Annotated in this window: 15 protein-coding genes; 6 read left to right on the forward strand and 9 right to left on the reverse strand. The window is 51.5% G+C overall.

Going from position 1 to position 20,291, the window contains the following annotated elements; genetic code table 11:
• Window positions 1–55 precede the first annotated feature (55 nt).
• The 6 genes from acnB to ampD form a co-directional block, all read right to left on the reverse strand.
• Window positions 56–2,653, reverse strand: coding sequence for a bifunctional aconitate hydratase 2/2-methylisocitrate dehydratase (acnB, locus tag GN208_RS07285; protein ID WP_015422915.1), 2,598 nt, complete (start codon window positions 2,651–2,653; stop codon window positions 56–58).
• 414 nt (window positions 2,654–3,067) lie between these two features.
• A complete protein-coding gene (gene lpdA, locus GN208_RS07290) occupies window positions 3,068–4,495 on the reverse strand; it encodes a dihydrolipoyl dehydrogenase (RefSeq protein WP_004238360.1) in 1,428 nt (475 codons plus the stop codon).
• A 194-nt stretch (window positions 4,496–4,689) separates the two neighbouring features.
• Window positions 4,690–6,576, reverse strand: a complete 1,887-nt coding sequence (gene aceF, locus GN208_RS07295; protein WP_004238361.1) for a pyruvate dehydrogenase complex dihydrolipoyllysine-residue acetyltransferase — start codon at window positions 6,574–6,576, stop codon at window positions 4,690–4,692.
• A 13-nt stretch (window positions 6,577–6,589) separates the two neighbouring features.
• A complete protein-coding gene (aceE, locus tag GN208_RS07300) occupies window positions 6,590–9,253 on the reverse strand; it encodes a pyruvate dehydrogenase (acetyl-transferring), homodimeric type (protein ID WP_004238362.1) in 2,664 nt (887 codons plus the stop codon).
• Window positions 9,254–9,430: 177 nt separating this feature from the next.
• Window positions 9,431–10,195, reverse strand: a complete 765-nt coding sequence (gene pdhR / locus GN208_RS07305; RefSeq protein ID WP_015422916.1) for a pyruvate dehydrogenase complex transcriptional repressor PdhR — start codon at window positions 10,193–10,195, stop codon at window positions 9,431–9,433.
• 488 nt (window positions 10,196–10,683) lie between these two features.
• Window positions 10,684–11,244 (reverse strand): 1,6-anhydro-N-acetylmuramyl-L-alanine amidase AmpD, encoded by a 561-nt coding sequence (gene ampD / locus GN208_RS07310; RefSeq protein WP_243828323.1) that lies wholly within the window; start codon window positions 11,242–11,244, stop codon window positions 10,684–10,686.
• 281 nt (window positions 11,245–11,525) lie between these two features.
• On the opposite strand from ampD, the gene ppdD reads away from it, so the two are divergent.
• From ppdD to yacG, 6 genes are all read left to right on the forward strand, one after another.
• Window positions 11,526–11,942 carry a prepilin peptidase-dependent pilin gene (ppdD, locus tag GN208_RS07315; protein WP_004238478.1) on the forward strand — a complete coding sequence of 139 codons (417 nt, stop codon included), beginning with the start codon at window positions 11,526–11,528 and terminating at the stop codon, window positions 11,940–11,942.
• A gap of 25 nt (window positions 11,943–11,967) precedes the next feature.
• Window positions 11,968–13,491 carry an ATPase, T2SS/T4P/T4SS family gene (locus tag GN208_RS07320; RefSeq protein WP_004238477.1) on the forward strand — a complete coding sequence of 508 codons (1,524 nt, stop codon included), beginning with the start codon at window positions 11,968–11,970 and terminating at the stop codon, window positions 13,489–13,491.
• Window positions 13,492–13,518: 27 nt separating this feature from the next.
• Entirely contained in the window at window positions 13,519–14,718 is a 1,200-nt protein-coding gene (locus GN208_RS07325; RefSeq protein ID WP_004238476.1) for a type II secretion system F family protein, read from the forward strand.
• A 142-nt stretch (window positions 14,719–14,860) separates the two neighbouring features.
• Window positions 14,861–15,478 carry a dephospho-CoA kinase gene (gene coaE, locus GN208_RS07330; protein WP_004238475.1) on the forward strand — a complete coding sequence of 206 codons (618 nt, stop codon included), beginning with the start codon at window positions 14,861–14,863 and terminating at the stop codon, window positions 15,476–15,478.
• Window positions 15,475–16,227, forward strand: coding sequence for a cell division protein ZapD (gene zapD, locus GN208_RS07335; RefSeq protein WP_004238473.1), 753 nt, complete (start codon window positions 15,475–15,477; stop codon window positions 16,225–16,227). The genes coaE and zapD overlap by 4 nt, the downstream gene beginning before the upstream one ends.
• Before the next feature lie 13 nt (window positions 16,228–16,240).
• A complete protein-coding gene (gene yacG, locus GN208_RS07340; RefSeq protein WP_004238472.1) occupies window positions 16,241–16,447 on the forward strand; it encodes a DNA gyrase inhibitor YacG in 207 nt (68 codons plus the stop codon).
• Window positions 16,448–16,497: 50 nt separating this feature from the next.
• On the opposite strand, the gene mutT is transcribed toward yacG, so the two are convergent.
• The 3 genes from mutT to secM form a co-directional block, all read right to left on the reverse strand.
• Entirely contained in the window at window positions 16,498–16,890 is a 393-nt protein-coding gene (gene mutT / locus GN208_RS07345; protein ID WP_015422917.1) for an 8-oxo-dGTP diphosphatase MutT, read from the reverse strand.
• A 76-nt stretch (window positions 16,891–16,966) separates the two neighbouring features.
• Window positions 16,967–19,678: a preprotein translocase subunit SecA gene (gene secA / locus GN208_RS07350; protein WP_004238470.1), complete on the reverse strand. Its 2,712-nt coding sequence runs from the start codon at window positions 19,676–19,678 to the stop codon at window positions 16,967–16,969.
• A 70-nt stretch (window positions 19,679–19,748) separates the two neighbouring features.
• Window positions 19,749–20,291 carry a secA translation cis-regulator SecM gene (secM, locus tag GN208_RS07355; protein WP_036415476.1) on the reverse strand — a complete coding sequence of 181 codons (543 nt, stop codon included), beginning with the start codon at window positions 20,289–20,291 and terminating at the stop codon, window positions 19,749–19,751.

A 20,291-nucleotide genomic window follows, 5' to 3' on the forward strand; every position in this document is an offset into this window, starting at 1 on the left:
GTGGTTGCTGTCTCCCGCCGGTAATAAAACTGCGGACTGATTCAGATGCTGACTATCACACCTGAGTCTGGAAAATCACGCCATCCGCGACTTTGGTATACTCATTCAGCTGGTCAAAGTTGAGGTAACGGTAGGTATCTTCCGCCGTCTCATCCACTTTATCCATAAAGGTCTGATACTCCGCCGGTGTCGGTAAACGCCCCAGCAGGGAAGCCACCGCCGCCAGTTCCGCAGAGGCCAGGTACACATCGGCACCGGTACCCAGACGGTTCGGGAAGTTACGGGTGGAGGTGGAAACGACCGTTGAGTTATCCGCCACACGCGCCTGGTTCCCCATGCACAGTGAACAGCCCGGGATCTCAACACGGGCACCGCTCTTACCGAAGATGCTGTAATAGCCCTCTTCTGTCAGCTGAGCGGCATCCATCTTGGTCGGCGGTGCCACCCACAGGCGGGTCGGCAGCTGGCCTTTATGACTGTCAAGCAGTTTACCCGCCGCGCGGAAGTGTCCGATGTTGGTCATGCAGGAGCCGATAAAGACCTCATCAATTTTACTGCCTGCCACGTCAGACAGCAGACGAGCATCATCCGGATCATTCGGCGCGCAGAGAATCGGCTCTTTGATGTCATTGAGGTCGATTTCGATCACCGCTGCGTAATCCGCATCCGCATCACCTTCCAGCAACTGCGGATCCGCCAGCCATTTTTCCATGCTCTGAATACGGCGCTCAATAGTACGGCGGTCGCCGTAACCTTCCGCAATCATCCACTTCAGCAGGACGATATTGGAATTGAGGTATTCGGTGATCGGCGCTTTATCCAGTTTGATGGTACAACCCGCCGCAGAACGCTCGGCAGAGGCATCTGCCAGCTCAAACGCCTGTTCCACTTTCAGTGTCGGCAGACCTTCAATTTCCAGGATACGGCCGGAGAAAATGTTTTTCTTCCCTTTTTTCTCCACCGTCAGCAGGCCCTGCTGAATAGCGTAATACGGGATAGCATGCACCAGGTCACGCAGTGTGATCCCCGGCTGCATTTTCCCTTTAAAGCGCACCAGCACAGATTCCGGCATATCCAGCGGCATCACGCCGGTCGCCGCTGCGAAGGCAACCAGACCGGAACCGGCCGGGAAGGAAATCCCGATAGGGAAACGGGTGTGAGAGTCACCACCGGTACCGACGGTATCCGGCAGCAGCATACGGTTCAGCCAGGAGTGGATGATACCGTCCCCCGGACGCAGAGACACACCGCCACGGTTCATAATGAAATCAGGCAGAGTGTGGTGAGTATTTACATCCACCGGCTTCGGATACGCGGCTGTGTGGCAGAAAGACTGCATCACCAGATCCGCTGAGAAACCAAGACACGCCAGGTCTTTCAGTTCATCACGGGTCATCGGCCCGGTGGTGTCCTGAGAGCCGACAGAGGTCATCTTAGGCTCGCAGTACTCGCCCGGACGAACACCTGCCACGCCGCAGGCACGACCGACCATCTTCTGTGCCAGCGAGAAACCGCGGCTGCTTTTCTCAACCGGTTTCGCCTGACGGAAAATATCCGTATGCGGCAGACCGAGAGACTCGCGGGCTTTGGCGGTCAGGCCACGGCCGATAATCAGCGGGATACGGCCACCGGCGCGGACTTCATCCAGCAGCACATCGGTTTTCAGTTCAAATGTCGCCAGCAGTTCATTGGTGTCATGATTGCGGATCTCACCTTTATACGGGTAAACGTCGATCACATCCCCCATATTCAGGTTGCTGACATCCACTTCCACCGGCAGCGCGCCCGCGTCTTCCATCGTGTTGAAGAAAATCGGGGCAATTTTACCGCCCAGCACGATACCGCCGCCGCGTTTGTTCGGCACATACGGGATATCATCCCCCATAAACCACAGCACGGAGTTGGTCGCGGATTTACGGGAAGAGCCGGTACCGACCACATCACCGACATAGGCCAGCGGGAACCCTTTTTTGCTGAGCAGATCAATCTGATTAACCGGACCGATATTGCCCGGCTCATCCGGATCAATACCGTCACGCGGGTTTTTCAGCATCGCGAGTGCATGCAGCGGGATATCCGGACGCGACCAGGCATCAGGTGCCGGTGACAGATCATCGGTATTGGTTTCACCGGAGACTTTAAAGACGGTGACGGTCAGTTTTTCCGCCAGCTGCGGACGCTCCAGGAACCAGTCTGCATCAGCCCAGGACTGAATAATTTTCTGTGCATACGGATTACCGGCTTTCGCCTTTTCTTCCACATCATAGAAATTATCGAACATCAGTAAGGTATGAGAGAGCGCTTTGGCGGCCACAGGGGCCAGTTTTTCGTTATCGAGGGATTCAATCAGGGCGTGAATATTATAACCACCCTGCATGGTTCCGAGTAATTCAACGGCTTTTTCAGCGGAGATCAGCGGTGAATGTGCTTCACCTTTTGCCAGAGCGGCCAGAAAACCGGCTTTCACATACGCGGCTTCATCAACACCCGGCGGTACACGGTTGGTAATCAGATCAACAAGAAACGCTTCTTCGCCTGCCGGCGGAGATTTCAGTAATTCGACTAACTCAGCAACCTGAGCGGCTTCCAATGGCTTAGGGGCGATCCCTTGTGCTGCACGTTCGGCAACGTGCCTGCGGTAATTTTCCAGCACGACGTACTCCTTGCTTTGTGTTTTTTATGAGTGCCCGGCAACGGGGTTTCAGCATATCAAAATTTAAACACATTGTTAATTCATTCACATTAAAGCAACATAAACAATTTGTGAGCTGAATAACATTAGTGAATTAAACTTGCTGCTTACCCGTTTCACCAGTGTTATGCCGTTTTAAACAGGAATCTGCACGATTATTGATTACGCCGGAAATGCAAAAAACGGTCGTTTGCGTAGTTCTGCTGCACCGGGAACGGCGGTCAGCACGCTGAAATTATTAATATCTGAATAATACCGGTTTGTCTATGAATACACAGGCGGGTGCTGACAGCAGGGAATAAAAAAAATCCGGCGCCAGAGGCAACCGGATTTTTATCTTCAGCCGGGTAACAACGTGGTTACCGGGTCAGCTGATTACTTTTTCTTTTTCGCTTTCGGATTCGGAAGGTCAGTGATGCTGCCTTCGTAAATCTCAGCCGCCATACCGATTGATTCGTACAGCGTCGGGTGAGCGTGGATGGTCAGTGCCAGATCTTCCGCATCACAACCCATTTCGATAGCCAGGCCGATTTCACCTAACAGCTCGCCGCCGTTAGTACCGACAATCGCACCACCGATAACACGGTGAGATTCTTTGTCGAAAATCAGTTTGGTCATACCTTCAGCGCAGTCAGACGCGATTGCACGGCCGGAAGCTGCCCACGGGAAGGTTGCTGTTTCGTAGCTGATGCCCTTCTCTTTCGCTTCTTTCTCGGTCAGACCAACCCATGCCACTTCCGGTTCGGTATAGGCAATAGATGGGATCACTTTCGGATCGAAGTAGTGTTTCAGACCGGAGATAACTTCGGCTGCCACGTGACCTTCGTGAACACCTTTGTGCGCCAGCATCGGCTGACCGACGATATCGCCGATAGCAAAGATGTGCGGCACGTTGGTGCGCATTTGTTTGTCAACGTGAATGAAACCGCGATCGTCAACTTCAACACCGGCTTTATCAGCCGCCAGCAGTTTACCGTTAGGGGTACGGCCGATAGCCACCAGAACCGCGTCGTAACGCTGTGGTTCTGCAGGGCCTTTCTTGCCTTCCATTGTGACATAGATACCATCTTCTTTGGCTTCAACGGCAGTCACTTTGGTTTCCAGCATCAGGTTAAACTTGGAGCTGATACGTTTGGTGAACAGTTTAACGATATCTTTGTCTGCCGCAGGAATGACCTGGTCAAACATTTCAACAACATCAATCTGTGAACCCAGCGCGTGGTATACGGTACCCATTTCCAGACCGATGATACCACCACCCATGACCAGCAGACGGCCCGGGACGGTTTTCAGCTGCAGTGCATCAGTTGAATCCCAGACACGCGGATCTTCGTGCGGGATAAACGGCAGCTGGATCGGGCGTGAGCCCGCAGCAATAATCGCGTTGTCAAACGTGATGGTGGTTTTACCCTTCTCACCGTTGACTTCGATAGTATTTGCGCCGGTGAACTGGCCGAGACCATTCACAACAGTCACTTTACGGCCTTTCGCCATACCGGCCAGACCGCCGGTTAACTGAGAAATAACTTTCTCTTTCCACAGACGGACTTTATCAATATCGGTCTGCGGTTCGCCGAACACGATGCCGTGAGAAGCCAGCGCTTTCGCTTCTTCGATCACTTTAGCAACATGCAGTAATGCTTTAGACGGGATACAACCTACGTTCAGGCAGACACCGCCTAAGGTTGAATAACGTTCAATCAGGACAGTTTCCAGACCTAAGTCAGCACAGCGGAAAGCCGCTGAATACCCTGCAGGGCCCGCACCAAGTACAACGACCTGGGCTTTAATTTCAGTACTCATCGTGACCTCTTAATTGTTTGTCCGGCGGGTCAGACGACATATATTCCACCGGGACGTACACACTGAGAGCAGTTTACAAAATTGTTAACAACCTGGAAAGGCGCAGTTCTGTGACCTGACTCCCGTTATCCGGGATGAGCACGTTTCAGCCTGCGCCACTGAGACCGGCTCTGCACCGGTCTCAGTGTAATTGCTTACATCGCCAGGCGGCGTAAATCGCTCATGTACTGATTAATCAGCGTGATGAAGCGGGCGCCGTCAGCACCATCGATCACACGGTGGTCGAAGGAGAGTGACATTGGCAGAATGAGACGCGGAACAAACTGTTTGCCGTCCCATACCGGTTTCATGGATGAACGTGACAGACCCATGATAGCCACTTCCGGTGCGTTAACAATCGGAGCGAAACCGGTTGTCCCGATACCGCCCAGGCTGGAGATGGTGAAACATCCGCCCTGCATATCAGAAGAAGTCAGCTTACCGTTACGGGCTTTTTTGGAGATTTCAGCCAGTTCGTAAGACAGTTCCAGAATACCTTTTTTGTTCACGTCTTTAATGACAGGAACAACCAGGCCGTTCGGGGTGTCTACCGCGATACCGATATTGACATATTTTTTCAGAATCAGACGCTGTGCATCTTCGGTGATAGAACTGTTGAAACGCGGCATTTCGACCAGCGCTTTGGCAGCAGCTTTCATCACGAAGACCAGCGGAGTGATTTTCACGCCCAGCTGTTTCTTCTCAGCTTCTTTGTTCTGCTGTTTGCGGAATTCTTCAACATCAGTGATATCCGCTTCGTCCATCAGCGTAACGTGCGGGATCATCACCCAGTTACGGCTCAGGTTAGCACCGGACAGTTTCTGAATACGGCTCAGTTCAACTTCTTCCACTTCACCGAACTTGCTGAAGTCCACTTTCGGCCATGGCAGCATGCCAGGTAAACCGCCGCCTGCTGCAGCCGGAGCTGCTTCAGCGCGTTTCACCGCATCTTTCACATAAGCCTGAACGTCTTCGCGCAGGATACGGCCTTTACGGCCTGTGCCTTTGACTTTCGCCAGGTTCACACCGAATTCACGGGCCAGACGGCGGATAACCGGGCTTGCGTGAACGTAAGCATCGTTCTCAACGAAGTCATTACCCGCAGCCGGAGCTGCTGCCGGAGCGGCTTTCGCTGCCGGTGCAGACGCCGGTGCTGCGGCCGCAGGTGCGGCGGCGGCTGGCTGTGCTGCCGGAGCAGGTGCTGCACCCGCTACTTCGAATACCATGATCAGAGAGCCGGTTTTGACTTTATCGCCAACGGCTACTTTGATTTCTTTAACTTTACCGGCCATCGGAGACGGGACTTCCATTGAGGCTTTGTCGCCTTCAACGGTGATCAGAGACTGTTCTTCAGTCACGGTATCGCCGACGCTGACCATGATTTCAGTCACGTCAACTTCATCACCGCCGATATCCGGTACATGGATTTCTTTGTCTGCTGCCACGGCAGGTGCCGCTGCTGCAGGAGCCGGAGCGGCTGCGGCAGGCTGTGCCGCCGGTGCTGCGCCCGCAACTTCAAAGACCATGATCAGGGAACCGGTGCTGACTTTATCGCCGACAGCAACTTTGATCTCTTTAACCACGCCCGCCATCGGAGACGGAACTTCCATTGACGCTTTGTCGCCTTCAACGGTGATCAGAGACTGTTCTTCAGTCACGGTATCGCCGACGCTGACCATGATTTCAGTCACGTCAACTTCGTCACCGCCGATATCCGGCACATGAACTTCTTTCAGTGCGGATGCGGCAGCCGCCGCCGGAGCAGCCGGTGCGGCAGCCTGAGCTGCCGGAGCAGGAGCCGCTGCTGCGGCCTCTGCTTCAAATACCATGATGAAAGAGCCGGTGCTGACTTTGTCGCCCACAGCCACTTTAATTTCTTTAACAACCCCTGCCTGCGGAGACGGAACTTCCATCGACGCCTTGTCACCTTCAACGGTGATGAGTGATTGTTCTGCTTCTACTTTATCGCCGACACTGACCAGAATTTCTGTTACATCAACTTCATCTGAACCGATATCGGGCACATGGATTTCAATAGACATTAATTTTTACCTCTTATGCCACACGCGGGTTAACTTTTTCAGGGTTGATGCTGAATTTCTTAATGGCTTCTTCAACCACTTTCACGTCAACTTCACCACGTTTAGCCAGCTCACCCAGAGCAGCAACAACAACGTAACCGGCATCGATTTCGAAATGATGACGCAGGTTATCACGGCTGTCTGAACGGCCGTAACCGTCAGTACCCAGTACACGGTACTGGTCAGCAGGAACATAACCGCGAACCTGTTCTGCGAACAGTTTCATCCAGTCAGTGGACGCCACAGCAGGTGCATCGTTCATCACCTGAGTGATGTAAGGCACGCGCGGGGTTTCTGACGGATGCAGCATGTTCCAGCGGTCACAATCCTGACCTTCACGGGCCAGTTCGGTGAACGAGGTTACGCTGTAGATATCAGAGCTGATACCGTACTCAGAAGACAGAATCTGACCTGCTTCACGCACGTGACGCAGAATCGCACCTGAACCCAGTAACTGTACCTTGCCTTTATCACCGGTCAGGGTTTCGAGCTTGTAGATACCTTTACGGATACCTTCCTCAACACCTTCCGGCATTGCAGGCATGTGGTAGTTTTCGTTCAGCGTGGTGATGTAGTAGTAAATGTTTTCCTGCGCTTCACCATACATACGCTCCAGACCATCCTGCATGATGACCGCAACTTCGTACGCGAATGACGGGTCATAAGACAGGCAGTTAGGGATAGTCAGAGACTGAATGTGGCTGTGGCCGTCTTCGTGCTGCAGACCTTCACCGTTCAGGGTGGTACGGCCGGAAGTACCGCCGATCAGGAAGCCGCGTGCCTGCTGATCGCCTGCCATCCACATCAGGTCACCGATACGCTGGAAACCGAACATTGAGTAGTAGATGTAGAACGGAATCATCGGCAGGTTGTTGGTGCTGTAAGAAGTCGCAGCTGCCAGCCAGGATGCGCCTGCACCCAGTTCGTTGATACCTTCCTGCAGGATCTGACCTTTCACATCTTCACGGTAGTAAGCAACCTGTTCACGGTCCTGCGGGGTATACAGCTGACCTTTGGAGTTGTAGATACCGATCTGACGGAACAGACCTTCCATACCGAATGTACGCGCTTCATCAGCAATGATTGGCACGATGCGTTCTTTGATGGATTTGTTTTTCAGCATCACGTTCAGTGCACGCACAAACGCGATAGTGGTGGAGATTTCTTTGCTCTGCTCTTCCAGTAACTGGCTGAAATCGCTCAGTGCAGGAATATCCAGTTTCTCATCGAAATGAGAACGGCGTGAAGGAACCGGACCATGCAGTGCCGCACGGCGTTCCATCATGTATTTCTGCTCTTCAGAGTTTTCGTCAAACTTGATGAACGGCAGTTTTTCCAGCTGATCATCAGCCACATCGATATTGAAACGATCACGGAGATGGCGCACGCCTTCCATGTTCATTTTCTTAACCTGGTGAGCGATGTTTTTACCTTCAGCGGTATCACCCATACCATAACCTTTAACGGTCTGGGCCAGGATCAGAGTTGGTTTACCTTTGGTGTCATGCGCTTTTTTCAGTGCAGCGAACATTTTCTTCGGATCGTGACCACCGCGGTTCAGTGCGAAGATCTGCTCATCAGTCCAGTCTTTGACTAATGCAGCAGTTTCCGGATAGCGGTTGAAGAAGTGTTCACGGACGTAAGCACCGTCTTTGGATTTGAATGTCTGATAGTCGCCATCAACGGTTTCGTTCATCAGCTGGATCAGTTTACCGCTGGTATCTTTCTTCAGCAGTTCATCCCAGCGGCCGCCCCACATGACTTTGATTACCTGCCAGCCGGCACCTGCGAACATACCTTCCATTTCGTTAACGATTTTACCGTTACCGTTTACAGGGCCGTCAAGACGCTGCAGGTTACAGTTGATAACGAAGATCAGGTTGTCCAGGCTTTCGCGGACAGCGATATTGATTGCACCTTTAGATTCCGGCTCATCCATCTCGCCATCACCCAGGAAGGCATAAACGGTTTGCTCAGAAGTGTCTTTCAGACCACGGTGTTCCAGATATTTCAGGAACTTAGCCTGATAGATAGCTGCCAGCGGCCCCAGACCCATAGAAACGGTCGGGAACTGCCAGAAGTTAGGCATCAGTTTAGGGTGCGGATAAGAAGGCAGACCTTTGCCGCCGATTTCCTGACGGAAATTGTTCAGCTGCTCTTCGGTCAGACGACCTTCCATGAATGCGCGTGCGTAGTAGCCCGGGCTTAAGTGGCCCTGGAAATAAATAACATCACCGCCGTCTTTTTCGTTCTGCGCACGGAAGAAGTGGTTGAAGCACACTTCATACATGGTAGCCGCAGACTGGTAAGATGCCATGTGACCGCCCAGATCCAGATCTTTCTTGGATGCGCGCAGGACCATCATGACAGCGTTCCAGCGGATAGCAGAACGGATACGACGTTCCAGCTCCAGGTTGCCCGGGTAGGCAGGTTCATCCTCAACAGGAATGGTGTTGATGTAGTTACGGGCCGCAGCACCTGCTGCAACACTCACACCACCCTGACGGGCAGTATTCAGAACCTGATCAATCAGGAACTGTGCACGCTCAACACCTTCTTCACGGATGACCGATTCGATCGCCTGTAGCCAGTCGCGGGTTTCGATCGGATCCACGTCATTGTTCAAAATGTCTGACATGGTGTATTCCTTATAGTTTATCTGTTTCTAATGATATTCGGAGCCTATCTTCACGTATCCCGCTTTAACGGTGACGGGCGACGTGAAGATAGGCCCGGCTATATATTGCCGCTGATGCATAGGTCAGCTTACAGACGCAGCATTCAGGGATCTGTAAGCCCCAAAACCATTACTGATTTATTCTGTATACTGCTGGAGACGGCGCAGTGAACGTTCCCGGCGGGTGTGTTCACGGCTCATATCCAGCAATACGTCTTCCAGGAATGCCAGATGGCGGTGGGATGCTTCCCGCGCAACCTCCGGCGACCGGCTCATAATGGCCCGGAATACCTGTTCCCGGTGCTCGCTGACCATCGCCAGCATCTCTTTCCGGGTATATAAGAATTCAAAGTTCTGCCGGATATTTTTTTCCAGCATCGGCACCATACAGCGCAGCAGATGTAACAGCACCACATTATGTGCGGCTTCTGTGACAATCAGCTGATATTGCAGGACAGCCTGAGATTCGGCTTCCACATCCCCGGCGTCGCGGGCATCGGCAATCGCCTGATGGCTGTTGGTGATACGGACAAAATCCGCTTCGGTTCCCCGCAGTGCGGCATAATAGGCAGCAATACCCTCGAGGGCATGACGGGTTTCCAGCAGATCAAACTGAGATTCGGGATGCCCTTCCAGCAGCTGGGCCAGCGGGTCACTGAAGCTTTGCCAGAGATTGCTCTGTACAAATGTGCCGCCACCTTGTCTGCGCAGCAGAAAGCCTTTCGCTTCAAGTTTTTGAATTGCTTCGCGCAGTGAGGGACGTGAGACGTCGAACTGTTTGGCCAGCTCGCGTTCAGGCGGCAGCTTCTCCCCCGGGCTCAGAGTGCCGTCGAGGATTAAGTGTTCCAGCCGCTGCTCGATCACGTCGGCTAATTTTGGTTGGCGGATTTTGCTGTAAGCCATATTTGCATCAGAACCATCAACATGGATAAATATTGCTTCATGGGTTTTGTAGTCAATTGGTAATACCAATTTCTTTTACAGGGTCTTAAAGTAACAAAGTATTCACCAACTGTCTATAAAGACCTTGAGCTAAATCATAAAAACCAGCAAGTTTTAACAATTTTTTTTAAATTTTAGCATAAATTGATAACTGATACGTTTAAATGCTGCATCGTGAATGTTACAGAATTTAACGTTTAAAATTCAGATAAATACGCAAACTGAACCGTTACAGTGACTAGATCGACGGATAAATAATCACTTTTTGTGCATTTTCACCGCATCTTATTGATGATTTTCCGCTTCACAGAGCCCGGCCAGATTGTTTCCGCTGTAACGATACTCACCAGACGCATTTAATCAGTAACAGGTTACCGGAATGCTAATTCTAGCAGGGAACCGGTAAACAGGAAAATTTCACGTCAGTCATATCTGCGAAATTTTACTGATCATTCAGCCGGAACGTCTGCCGGATTCAGTGAATTCCTGTATCGGTTCCAGTCGAAACAGGGACCGGGATCCGTTTTGCGCCCCGGCGCAATATCACTGTGTCCGGTGATATGCCCTTTTATTTGCGGATAGTGTGCCAGAAGCACCTGTGTCACCGCAGTCAGTGCGCGGTACTGTTCATCCGTAAAAGGTCGGGTATCCGTGCCTTCCAGCTCAATATCGACGGAAAAATCATTACACTTTTCTGTGCCCTGATAACAGGAAACCCCCGCATGCCAGGCCCGTGCATCAAAAGGCACATACTGCACAATTTCCCCGGTCCGGCGGATCAGGCAATGTGCGGAAACCCGCAGTGCCTGTATTTCCGCAAAAAAAGGATGCGCATCCGGGTCCAGCGTGCCCTGAAAAAGCTGGTCAATATACGGACCACCGAACTGTCCCGGCGGCAGACTGATATTGTGGATCACCAGTAAACGGGGAGTCACCTGTTCCGGCCGGGTATCGTGATGCGGTGAAATCACCCGGCGCGCTGTGGTCAGCCAGCCATCCTGAATATCCATTCGTTCTCCTGAGCAAAAAACCGTTATTCAATCACATAATAAATATCATTTTGTGCCGCACAGTATACGTGTCTTCCCCCCTTTCCGGGGAGTACTGATTTTTCACGACAGATTTTTGCGTGTCAGACCGAAAAAAAATCTGCATTTCTCAAATGTTACACCGCAGTTTTCCATCTGTACCGAGAAATCCGGAGACCTCTCTTTTTTGCCGATCCGTCATTGAATAAAGTGCATCACGCTAAATAAGTACCTCTTTCACAGACACAAAAAGGAGCATCTGTATGAACCAGCGCGGATTCACATTAATCGAGGTGATGGTGGTGGTTGCCATTGTGGCCGTTCTCAGTGCCATCGCGGCCGGCTATCAGAACTATATCCGGAAGGCAGCACTGATTGACGTGCTGCGCACGGTTACCGCGTTTAAAACCAGCGTGGAACTGTGCAGTTTTGATAATCCCTCTTTTGCAGGATGCAACAGCGGGTCGGGCACCATTCCGGCTGATACTCCGGGGCGCTACATCAAATCCGTCAAAGCGGAAAACGGTGTTGTGACGGTACAGGGAAACAGTTCACTGGCTGCGCTGACGGTCAGCACTACCCCGGTAAGAAATCCGCTTAACGGTATCACGGTCTGGACAACCGACTGTAACAGCGAAGAAGACGCACTGAAAAAAATCTGTCTTGACGTCATCAAGTAACTACTGACATGAAAAGGAATTCATTATGCAAACAGCTGCACCCGCCCCTGTCACCCGTACCGGCGGGGAAGAACAACTCTTACTGGCTGAAGTTCATGCACTTTGTGAGCGCAATGAACTGATGCTGATTGACTATAACCCCGATGCCGTCAGAGTTGCTGCCGCACAGCAGCCGCGCAGAGATATTGTGTCTGCTATCCGGTTTCTGGCCGGTAAGCGGGTGGACATTGAATTGTGGCACAGTGAAAAACTGGCCTACTGCCGCCGCAATACCCCGCTGCCGGAGCCGGTCCTTTTCCCCGGTGTAACACCGGAGACAAACACGCAGGTCTCGGCGGATACCGGCAATAACTGTACAGGTACCGGTTCACCACTGCCGCCGCCTGCCCCGCCTCCGGCGCAGGATCCCCGCCGGGCGCCGGAGACAGATACCTGGCCGGCAGAACAGCAATCCGCCGCTGTCCGGTTTGTTAACCAGATGATTGCGGGAGCCATTGCCAAGCGGGCCTCCGATATTCACATTGAGCCAGCACAACAGGGTTACCGGATCCGTGCCAGAATCGACGGGCAACTGCATACGCTGAATTCACCGCCACCAGAAATCAGTAGTGAGATAATTATCCGCATCAAAATCATTTCCGGCCTCGATATTGCCGAAAAACGGTTACCTCAGGACGGGCAGTTTGAGTGGCTGGAAAATAACACCCGCTATGCTGTCCGTGTTGCCACACTGCCGACAATTTATGGTGAAAAAGTCGTACTGCGCCTGCTGAGCACCACGCAGAATCTGGCGCTGGAAAAATCCGGGCTGACGGCCCGGCAACTGGAAACGCTGCATACAGGTCTGGGCAGTGCCACCGGTATTATTTTGCTCACCGGTCCCACCGGCAGCGGAAAAACTGCCACACTCTACGGCTGCCTGCAGTACCTGAATCAGAATAACCGGAATATCTGCAGTGTTGAGGATCCGGTGGAAATCCCGCTGCGGGGGATCACCCAGACGCAGATAAACCCCAAAATTGAGCTGGGCTTCGCCGCCATCCTGCGGGCCCTGCTGCGCCAGGATCCGGATGTCATTATGGTGGGGGAAATCCGGGATAAACCCACCGCCGAGATGGCAATCAAAGCAGCTCATACCGGTCACCTGGTGCTGTCCACTCTGCATACAAACTCTGCGGAGGATACATATTCACGACTGAGGCAACTGGGTATTGATGAATATTTCATGAAAACCTGCATCAAACTGATCATTGCACAGCGTCTGGTCCGCCTGTTGTGTCCGCGCTGTAAAACGCAGAAACAGAAAACAGAAACCGTGATACTGAGCAGCGGAAAAACACATCAACTCACCCCGTGGCAGGCAAACGGTTGTGATCACTGCTTTTCAGGCTATTACGGGCGTACCGCCTGCTTTGCATTTCTCACTCCGCAACACACAATGTCTTCTTCTGCCGGTGAATTACCCGGTTCACTGTTTGATGCCGGTATCGCGCTGGCGGAATCAGGGGTAACCACACTCAATGAGATTTACCATATGCAGGATATTTAACATCCGCTGACCAACAGGAGTGATGCCATGCAAATTTACCGGCTGTATGACTGGTCCGGTCTGACACCCGCTGACAAGGTGGTGACCGGAACGCTTATCTCACCTTCAGAGAATAATGCTGTCAGTCAGCTGATTTCGCAGAGCATCACACCTGTATCACTGTTTTGCCGCAAACGGCTGGTCTGCTCACAAAAAGAAAAACAGTATCTGCTGCACTTTACCCGGCAGCTGGCAACATTACTGACGTCGGGGTTACCGTTACTGAAAGCGCTCACACTACTGGCAGGTGAATGCAGTCACCCGCTCTGGAAAGAAGTAGTCCGTGCTCTTATCAGACAACTTCAGCAGGGAAAAACATTTACTCAGGGAATAATGCAGTACCCCGGTTTATTTGATTCCTTTTATTGTCAGATGGCCACAGTCGGGGAGGAAACCGGCAAATTACCTGAGTGTCTTCACACGATTGCACAGCATATTCAGAGTAACTGGGATCACCGGGCTGCATTAATTAAATCAATCCGCTATCCCGTTGCATTGTTAGTTGTCTGCTCTTTGATGATCACATTAATGTTTCTGTTTGTTATCCCTGAATTTGCAAAAATATATACCTCATTCGGTGCGGAGCTTCCGGCTCTGACACAATGGTTGATCCGGGTTTCTGGTGTTATTACCGGTTACACAATCCCGGCAATGGGTATAATGACTGCAATTATATTTATTTATCATGTATTTCGGCGAAGACATCCGGATATAAAAAAAACAGAATCAACCTGTATTCTGCGTATTCCGTTTATCGGAAACATTATTATCTTCAGCTGTGTCTCTCATATTTTCCGGATACTGGCAATAACACAACAATCAGGCATTACACTTATTTCGGGTATTAATACACTTATTATGACAACAACACATCCGTTATATAAAGAGGCATTAACTGTGATACGGGAGGACTTGCTTCACGGGAAAACATTCAGTGAATCAATTAAACAATCCGGGTTATTCCCATCTCTGTGTCATGAGCTGATTGCCACCGGTGAAGCCACCGGGAAATTCGGACACTTTTTTCTCTATACCGCAGACTGGTTTAAATCTCTCGCCTTAAACCAAATTCAGACATTTTTTAAAATACTCCAGCCGGTACTGTTTATCCTGCTGGCAATTCTTGTTGCTGTTTTATTAATTGCAATGTATTTACCTTTATTCCGGCTCGGTGAAGTTTTAGTCTGATAAAACTATTTATAATTTAAAGAAACAGATTAAAAAAATTCAAACCTGTGAAATATCTCTGTATTCATCGCTTATTTGCCATAGGCGAAATTAATTTCATCAGGTACAATTTACCCGTTGTTTCGATCAGGACAGAAATACAATGGCTTATATTGTTGCGTTAACCGGAGGTATCGGCAGCGGAAAAAGTACCGTTGCGGATATGTTTGCCCGTCTCGGGGTCCCTGTGACAGATGCGGATATTATTGCCCGTCAGGTGGTTGAACCGGGAACGCCCGCATTGCAGGCTATTGCCGATCACTTCGGTACCCGGATTCTGGCTGCAGACGGCACACTGGACAGAGCAGCACTGCGCCGGGAGATCTTTGCAGACCCCGCGGAAAAAACCTGGCTCAATCAGTTACTGCATCCGCTTATCCATCAGGAAACCCGGCGCCAGCTGAACAATATCACTGCCCCTTATGCCCTTTGGGTGGTTCCTCTTCTGGTTGAAAATAACCTTGCTTCCCTTGCGGATCGCGTGCTGGTTGTGGATGTTCATCCGCACGAACAAGTCGCCCGGACAATGCGCCGTGACGGCGTTTCCGCTGAGCATGCCGAAAATATTCTGCGGGCGCAGGCATCCCGTGAACAACGTCTGGCCGTTGCCGATGATATCCTGACAAATCATGATAACGATGAGCCGCTGATGCCCCGCGTCCTTGCACTGCACGAACTTTATACAGCATTGGCCCGTCAGCCAAAACAGGAACACCCATGAGCGAAATCCGTCAGTCTGTTATTTTTGAACACCCTTTAAACGAACGAACCCGTTCATGGCTGCGCATTGAAACATCACTTCAGCAAATGAGTACACTCTCCCCGCTGGACTCTCTGCCGTCCAGCCTGGCATTCTTCCGGGCCGTCGCGGAATTTATTGAAGTGATTGATCGCGGTGAAGTCCGTTCGGAAATTTTAAAAGAGCTGGAAAAGCAGCAAAAAAAACTGGCCATGTGGGCAGAAGCCCCCAATGCTGACCAGGCACTGATCCGGGGGTTTTCTGACGAACTGAAACAAAAGGCCGCTGAACTGAGCAAAGCGCCCCGCATCGCCCAGCACCTGAAAGAAGATAAAATAATCGGTATTGTCCGTCAGCGGCTGAGTATCCCGGGCGGATGCTGCGGGTTTGATCTGCCCTACCTTCATCTGTGGCTGAATCTGCCGCAGAGTGTCCGTGATACCACACAGGCCGCCTGGATTGAAGGCTTGCAGCCGCTGCAAAATGCACTCGGCAGCCTGCTGACCCTGCTGCGTCAGTCCGCACCATTTGTTGCGGCTGAAAGCCACAACGGTTTTTATCAGGATAACGCGGAAGGGGCGGATTTACTGCGCCTGCGTCTGCCGGTTGATTTCCAGATTTACCCGCAGGTCTCCGGCCATAAAACACGTTTTGCCATACGCTTCCTGCATACTGACAGCGAACACGGTATAATACCGGCTACTTTACCGTTTGAAATTGCCTGTTGCTGACAGGGAGGATGTTATGTCAGAAGCTATTATCGTTAACTGCCCGAATTGCAAAAAAGAAGTTGTCTGGGGACCGGAAAGTCCGTACCGCCCGTTTTGCAGTAAACGTTGTCAGTTGATTGATCTCGGGGAGTGGGCTGCGGAAGAAAAACGGATTGCCAGCCAGAGTGACCTTTCTGACAGTGAAGCCTGGAGTGAACCGGAAGACAGTTCACCGTACTGATTAATCCGGCAGCGGCTGAATTAAAACAGCCGCCGCCGTACCTCTGAATCTTATTCTGTCAGCAATGCCACAATTCCCCGGTTAACCGGCGGGAACTCCTCAGCAATCAGTGCTGTTTGTTTTACCCAGCGGGATGGCTGACCTTCGCGACCATATGGCGCATTCTGCCACTCTTCCACCAGGAAGAAATAAATGGTGATCAGGCGATCCGGAAATTCATGTTCTGCCGTCTGCAGTAGTTTACCGGGAACCGCAACAATACCCAGCTCTTCTTCCAGCTCCCGTACCAGCGCCTGCTCCGGTGACTCTCCGGATTCCAGCTTACCGCCGGGAAACTCCCAGTAACCGCCCATATGAGATTTCAGCGGACGCTGAGCAATAAATATCTCACCTTCTGCATTACGGATAACGCCGGCAGCAATATGTAAGTGTTTTTTTTCCATCATGTTCTGTCCGTTTTATTTACAGAAGAAAGGCGGGTTCCCCCGCCTTTTTATGCTAATCGTCTGTCAGGACTGATTATTTCAGTGCACCGTGGCACTGCTTGTATTTCTTACCGGAACCGCAAGGGCACGGATCGTTACGGCCGACTTTGCGGACACCGGATGCCATTTCCGCTTCAGTTTTAGTCATCAGCGCGGCATTGTCATTTTCATGGCTGAGCTGCTGGCGCTGTGCCAGACGTTCAGCTTCCTCACGACGACGCTGCTCCAGTGCTTCCACTTCTTCCGGCATGCGGACCTGAACTTTGGAAATGGTGCTGACCACTTCATATTTCAGACCTTCCAGCATGTTAGCAAACATGGAGAAAGATTCACGCTTGTATTCCTGCTTCGGATCTTTCTGTGCATAACCGCGCAGATGGATCCCCTGACGCAGATAATCCATTGCTGCCAGGTGCTCTTTCCACAGGGTATCCAGGGTTTGCAGCATCACGCCTTTCTCGAAGTGACGCATCATTTCAGCACCGACAATCTCTTCTTTGGCTTTGTAAACTTCTACTGCTTTATCAAGAATGCGCTCACGCAGGGTTTCTTCGTGCAGTTCAGGCTCTTTATCCAGCCACTCTTTGATTGGCAGATGTAAGTCGAAATCCTGTTCCAGACGTTTTTCCAGCCCCGGGATATCCCACATTTCTTCCAGAGATTGCGGCGGAATATGTGCATCGATAACGGTTGTGAATACATCACCACGGATGCTGTCGATAGTTTCGCTGATATCCCCGTTATCCAGCAGGTCATTACGCTGGGTATAGATAGCGCGGCGCTGGTCGTTAGCCACATCATCGTATTCCAGCAGCTGTTTACGGATATCAAAGTTGCGGCTTTCCACTTTACGCTGTGCGTTGGCAATCGCTTTGGTTACCCACGGATGCTCAATCGCCTCACCTTCTTTCATACCCAGTTTGCGCATCATGCCGGTAACACGGTCAGAGGCGAAAATACGCATCAGCGCATCTTCCATAGACAGGTAGAAGCGGGAAGAACCGGCATCACCCTGACGGCCTGAACGACCGCGTAACTGGTTATCGATACGGCGGGATTCATGGCGCTCAGTACCGATAATATGCAGGCCGCCTGCTGCCAGAACGGCATCGTGGCGCTCCTGCCATGCAGCTTTTGCCGCAGCGATATTCTCTTCTGTCGGCTCGTCCAGCGCCGCCAGATCCGCCTGTAAGCTGCCGCCCAGCACGATATCCGTACCACGACCCGCCATGTTGGTGGCGATAGTCACGTGACCGGAACGACCCGCCTGTTCAACGATATCCGCTTCCATGGCGTGGAATTTGGCGTTCAGTACGCTGTGTTCAATTTTGGCTTTTTTCAGTGCGTTGGAGATAAGCTCTGATTTCTCGATAGAGATAGTACCCACCAGTACCGGTTGTCCGGCTGCGGTACGCTCACGGATATCTTCAATGATGGCATTGAATTTATCAGCTTCTGTCATATAAACCAGATCCGGCAAATCTTTACGGATCATCGGACGGTTAGTCGGGATAACAATGGTATCGAGTTTATAAATTGAACTGAATTCAAAGGCTTCCGTGTCCGCTGTACCGGTCATCCCGGCCAGTTTGGTGTATAAACGGAAGTAGTTCTGGAAAGTGATGGAAGCCAGTGTCTGGTTTTCATTCTGGATTTCCACACCTTCTTTGGCTTCCACTGCCTGATGCAGACCATCAGACCAGCGGCGGCCCTGCATGGTACGGCCGGTGTGCTCATCGACGATGATAACCTCACCTTCGCTGACGATATAGTCGACATCACGGACAAACAGGGAGTGCGCACGCAGACCCGCCATAACGTGGTGCATCAGCATGATATTGGATGGTGAGTACAGTGATTCACCTTCATTCATCAGACCCGCTTCAGACAGCAGCTCTTCCACCAGCACCAGACCACGCTCGGTCAGTGTGACCTGGCGGGTTTTCTCGTCCACAGAGAAGTGACCTTCACCTTTGAAAGTGTCGGAATCTTCTTTTTCCTGGCGGACCAGACGCGGGATCAGTTTATCCACTTTCATGTACAGCTCAGAGCTGTCTTCTGCCGGACCGGAGATAATCAGCGGGGTACGGGCTTCATCGATTAAGATGGAGTCAACCTCATCCACCAGCGCGTAGTGCAGTTTGCGCTGTACACGCTCTTCCGGGCTGAACGCCATGTTGTCACGCAGATAGTCAAAACCGTATTCGTTGTTGGTACCGTAAGTGATATCCGCAGCGTACGCTTCGCGTTTGGCCGGTGCAGGCATGCCCGGCAGGTTGATACCGACGGTCATACCGAGGAATTCAAACAGCGGACGGTTGTTTTCGGCGTCACGCTGGGCGAGGTAGTCGTTCACTGTCACCACGTGAACCCCTTTGCCGGACAAGGCGTTGAGGTAAGCAGGCAGTGTTGCGGTCAGCGTTTTACCTTCACCTGTACGCATCTCAGCGATGCAGCGTTCGTTCAGCACCATGCCGCCGATCAGCTGGACATCAAAGTGACGCATACCAAATACACGTTTACTGGCTTCACGTACCGTGGCGAACGCTTCCGGTAAGATATCCTGCTCGGATTCACCTTTGGCCAGGCGATCACGGAATTCCTGTGTTTTGGCTTTTAATTCATCATCACTGAGTTTTTCGAACTCAGGTTCCATCCGGTTGATAGCTTCCACGGATTTGCGCAGGCGGCGTAAAGTACGGTCATTCCGGCTGCCGAAGATTTTGGTCAGTAATTTTACCAGCATAATAAACGTCTCTGTTCAGGCACAATCAGGCCTTGTTAATAATCAATGTGTTAATAATTTTTTTGAGGAACTACGCTGATTGTACGGGACCGGCACGGATGCCGCCGGTGCGGGCAATCCACTGAACCGAAAAAGACGGAGACGGGTTAACTACAGCAATACGCTGCGGCAGAACTGCCGGATGATAAACAGGCAGAGCCGGGGAGTCGGTCAGAATGGCATACAGTGCCGCCAGCATATTTTGTGCGGAGGCATCATGCCGGTCTTCTGCCGGGGTATTATCTTTTGAGGCATCTTCCGGACAGGAAAATGCAAAGGAAATCTGGCGGATAACATTACGGACAGCATGCTGCTGCCAGTAATTAACGTTCTGTGAGGTTCTCGCCGGCTGGCTGCTTTGCAGGAACAGGCTGTCAAAGGCGGATAATGCCTGACTCTGGCGGTTTTGTGTTGTCCCGGTACCGGCTGTGGTAACATCACCACTGTTCAGTACCGCAGGCAGGCCAAAACCGGTCGCCACAATCCCGATAAAGAGATGGCACCAGAAATAACGCCTGCCAAATTGCCGCCAAAGATTTAAAATAGTGTTTCCCTCACGAGATCCGGAGTATAT

It is taken from the genome of Morganella sp. HSTU-ASny43 (assembly GCF_022819185.1).
GTDB classification, from domain to species: domain Bacteria; phylum Pseudomonadota; class Gammaproteobacteria; order Enterobacterales; family Enterobacteriaceae; genus Morganella; species Morganella morganii.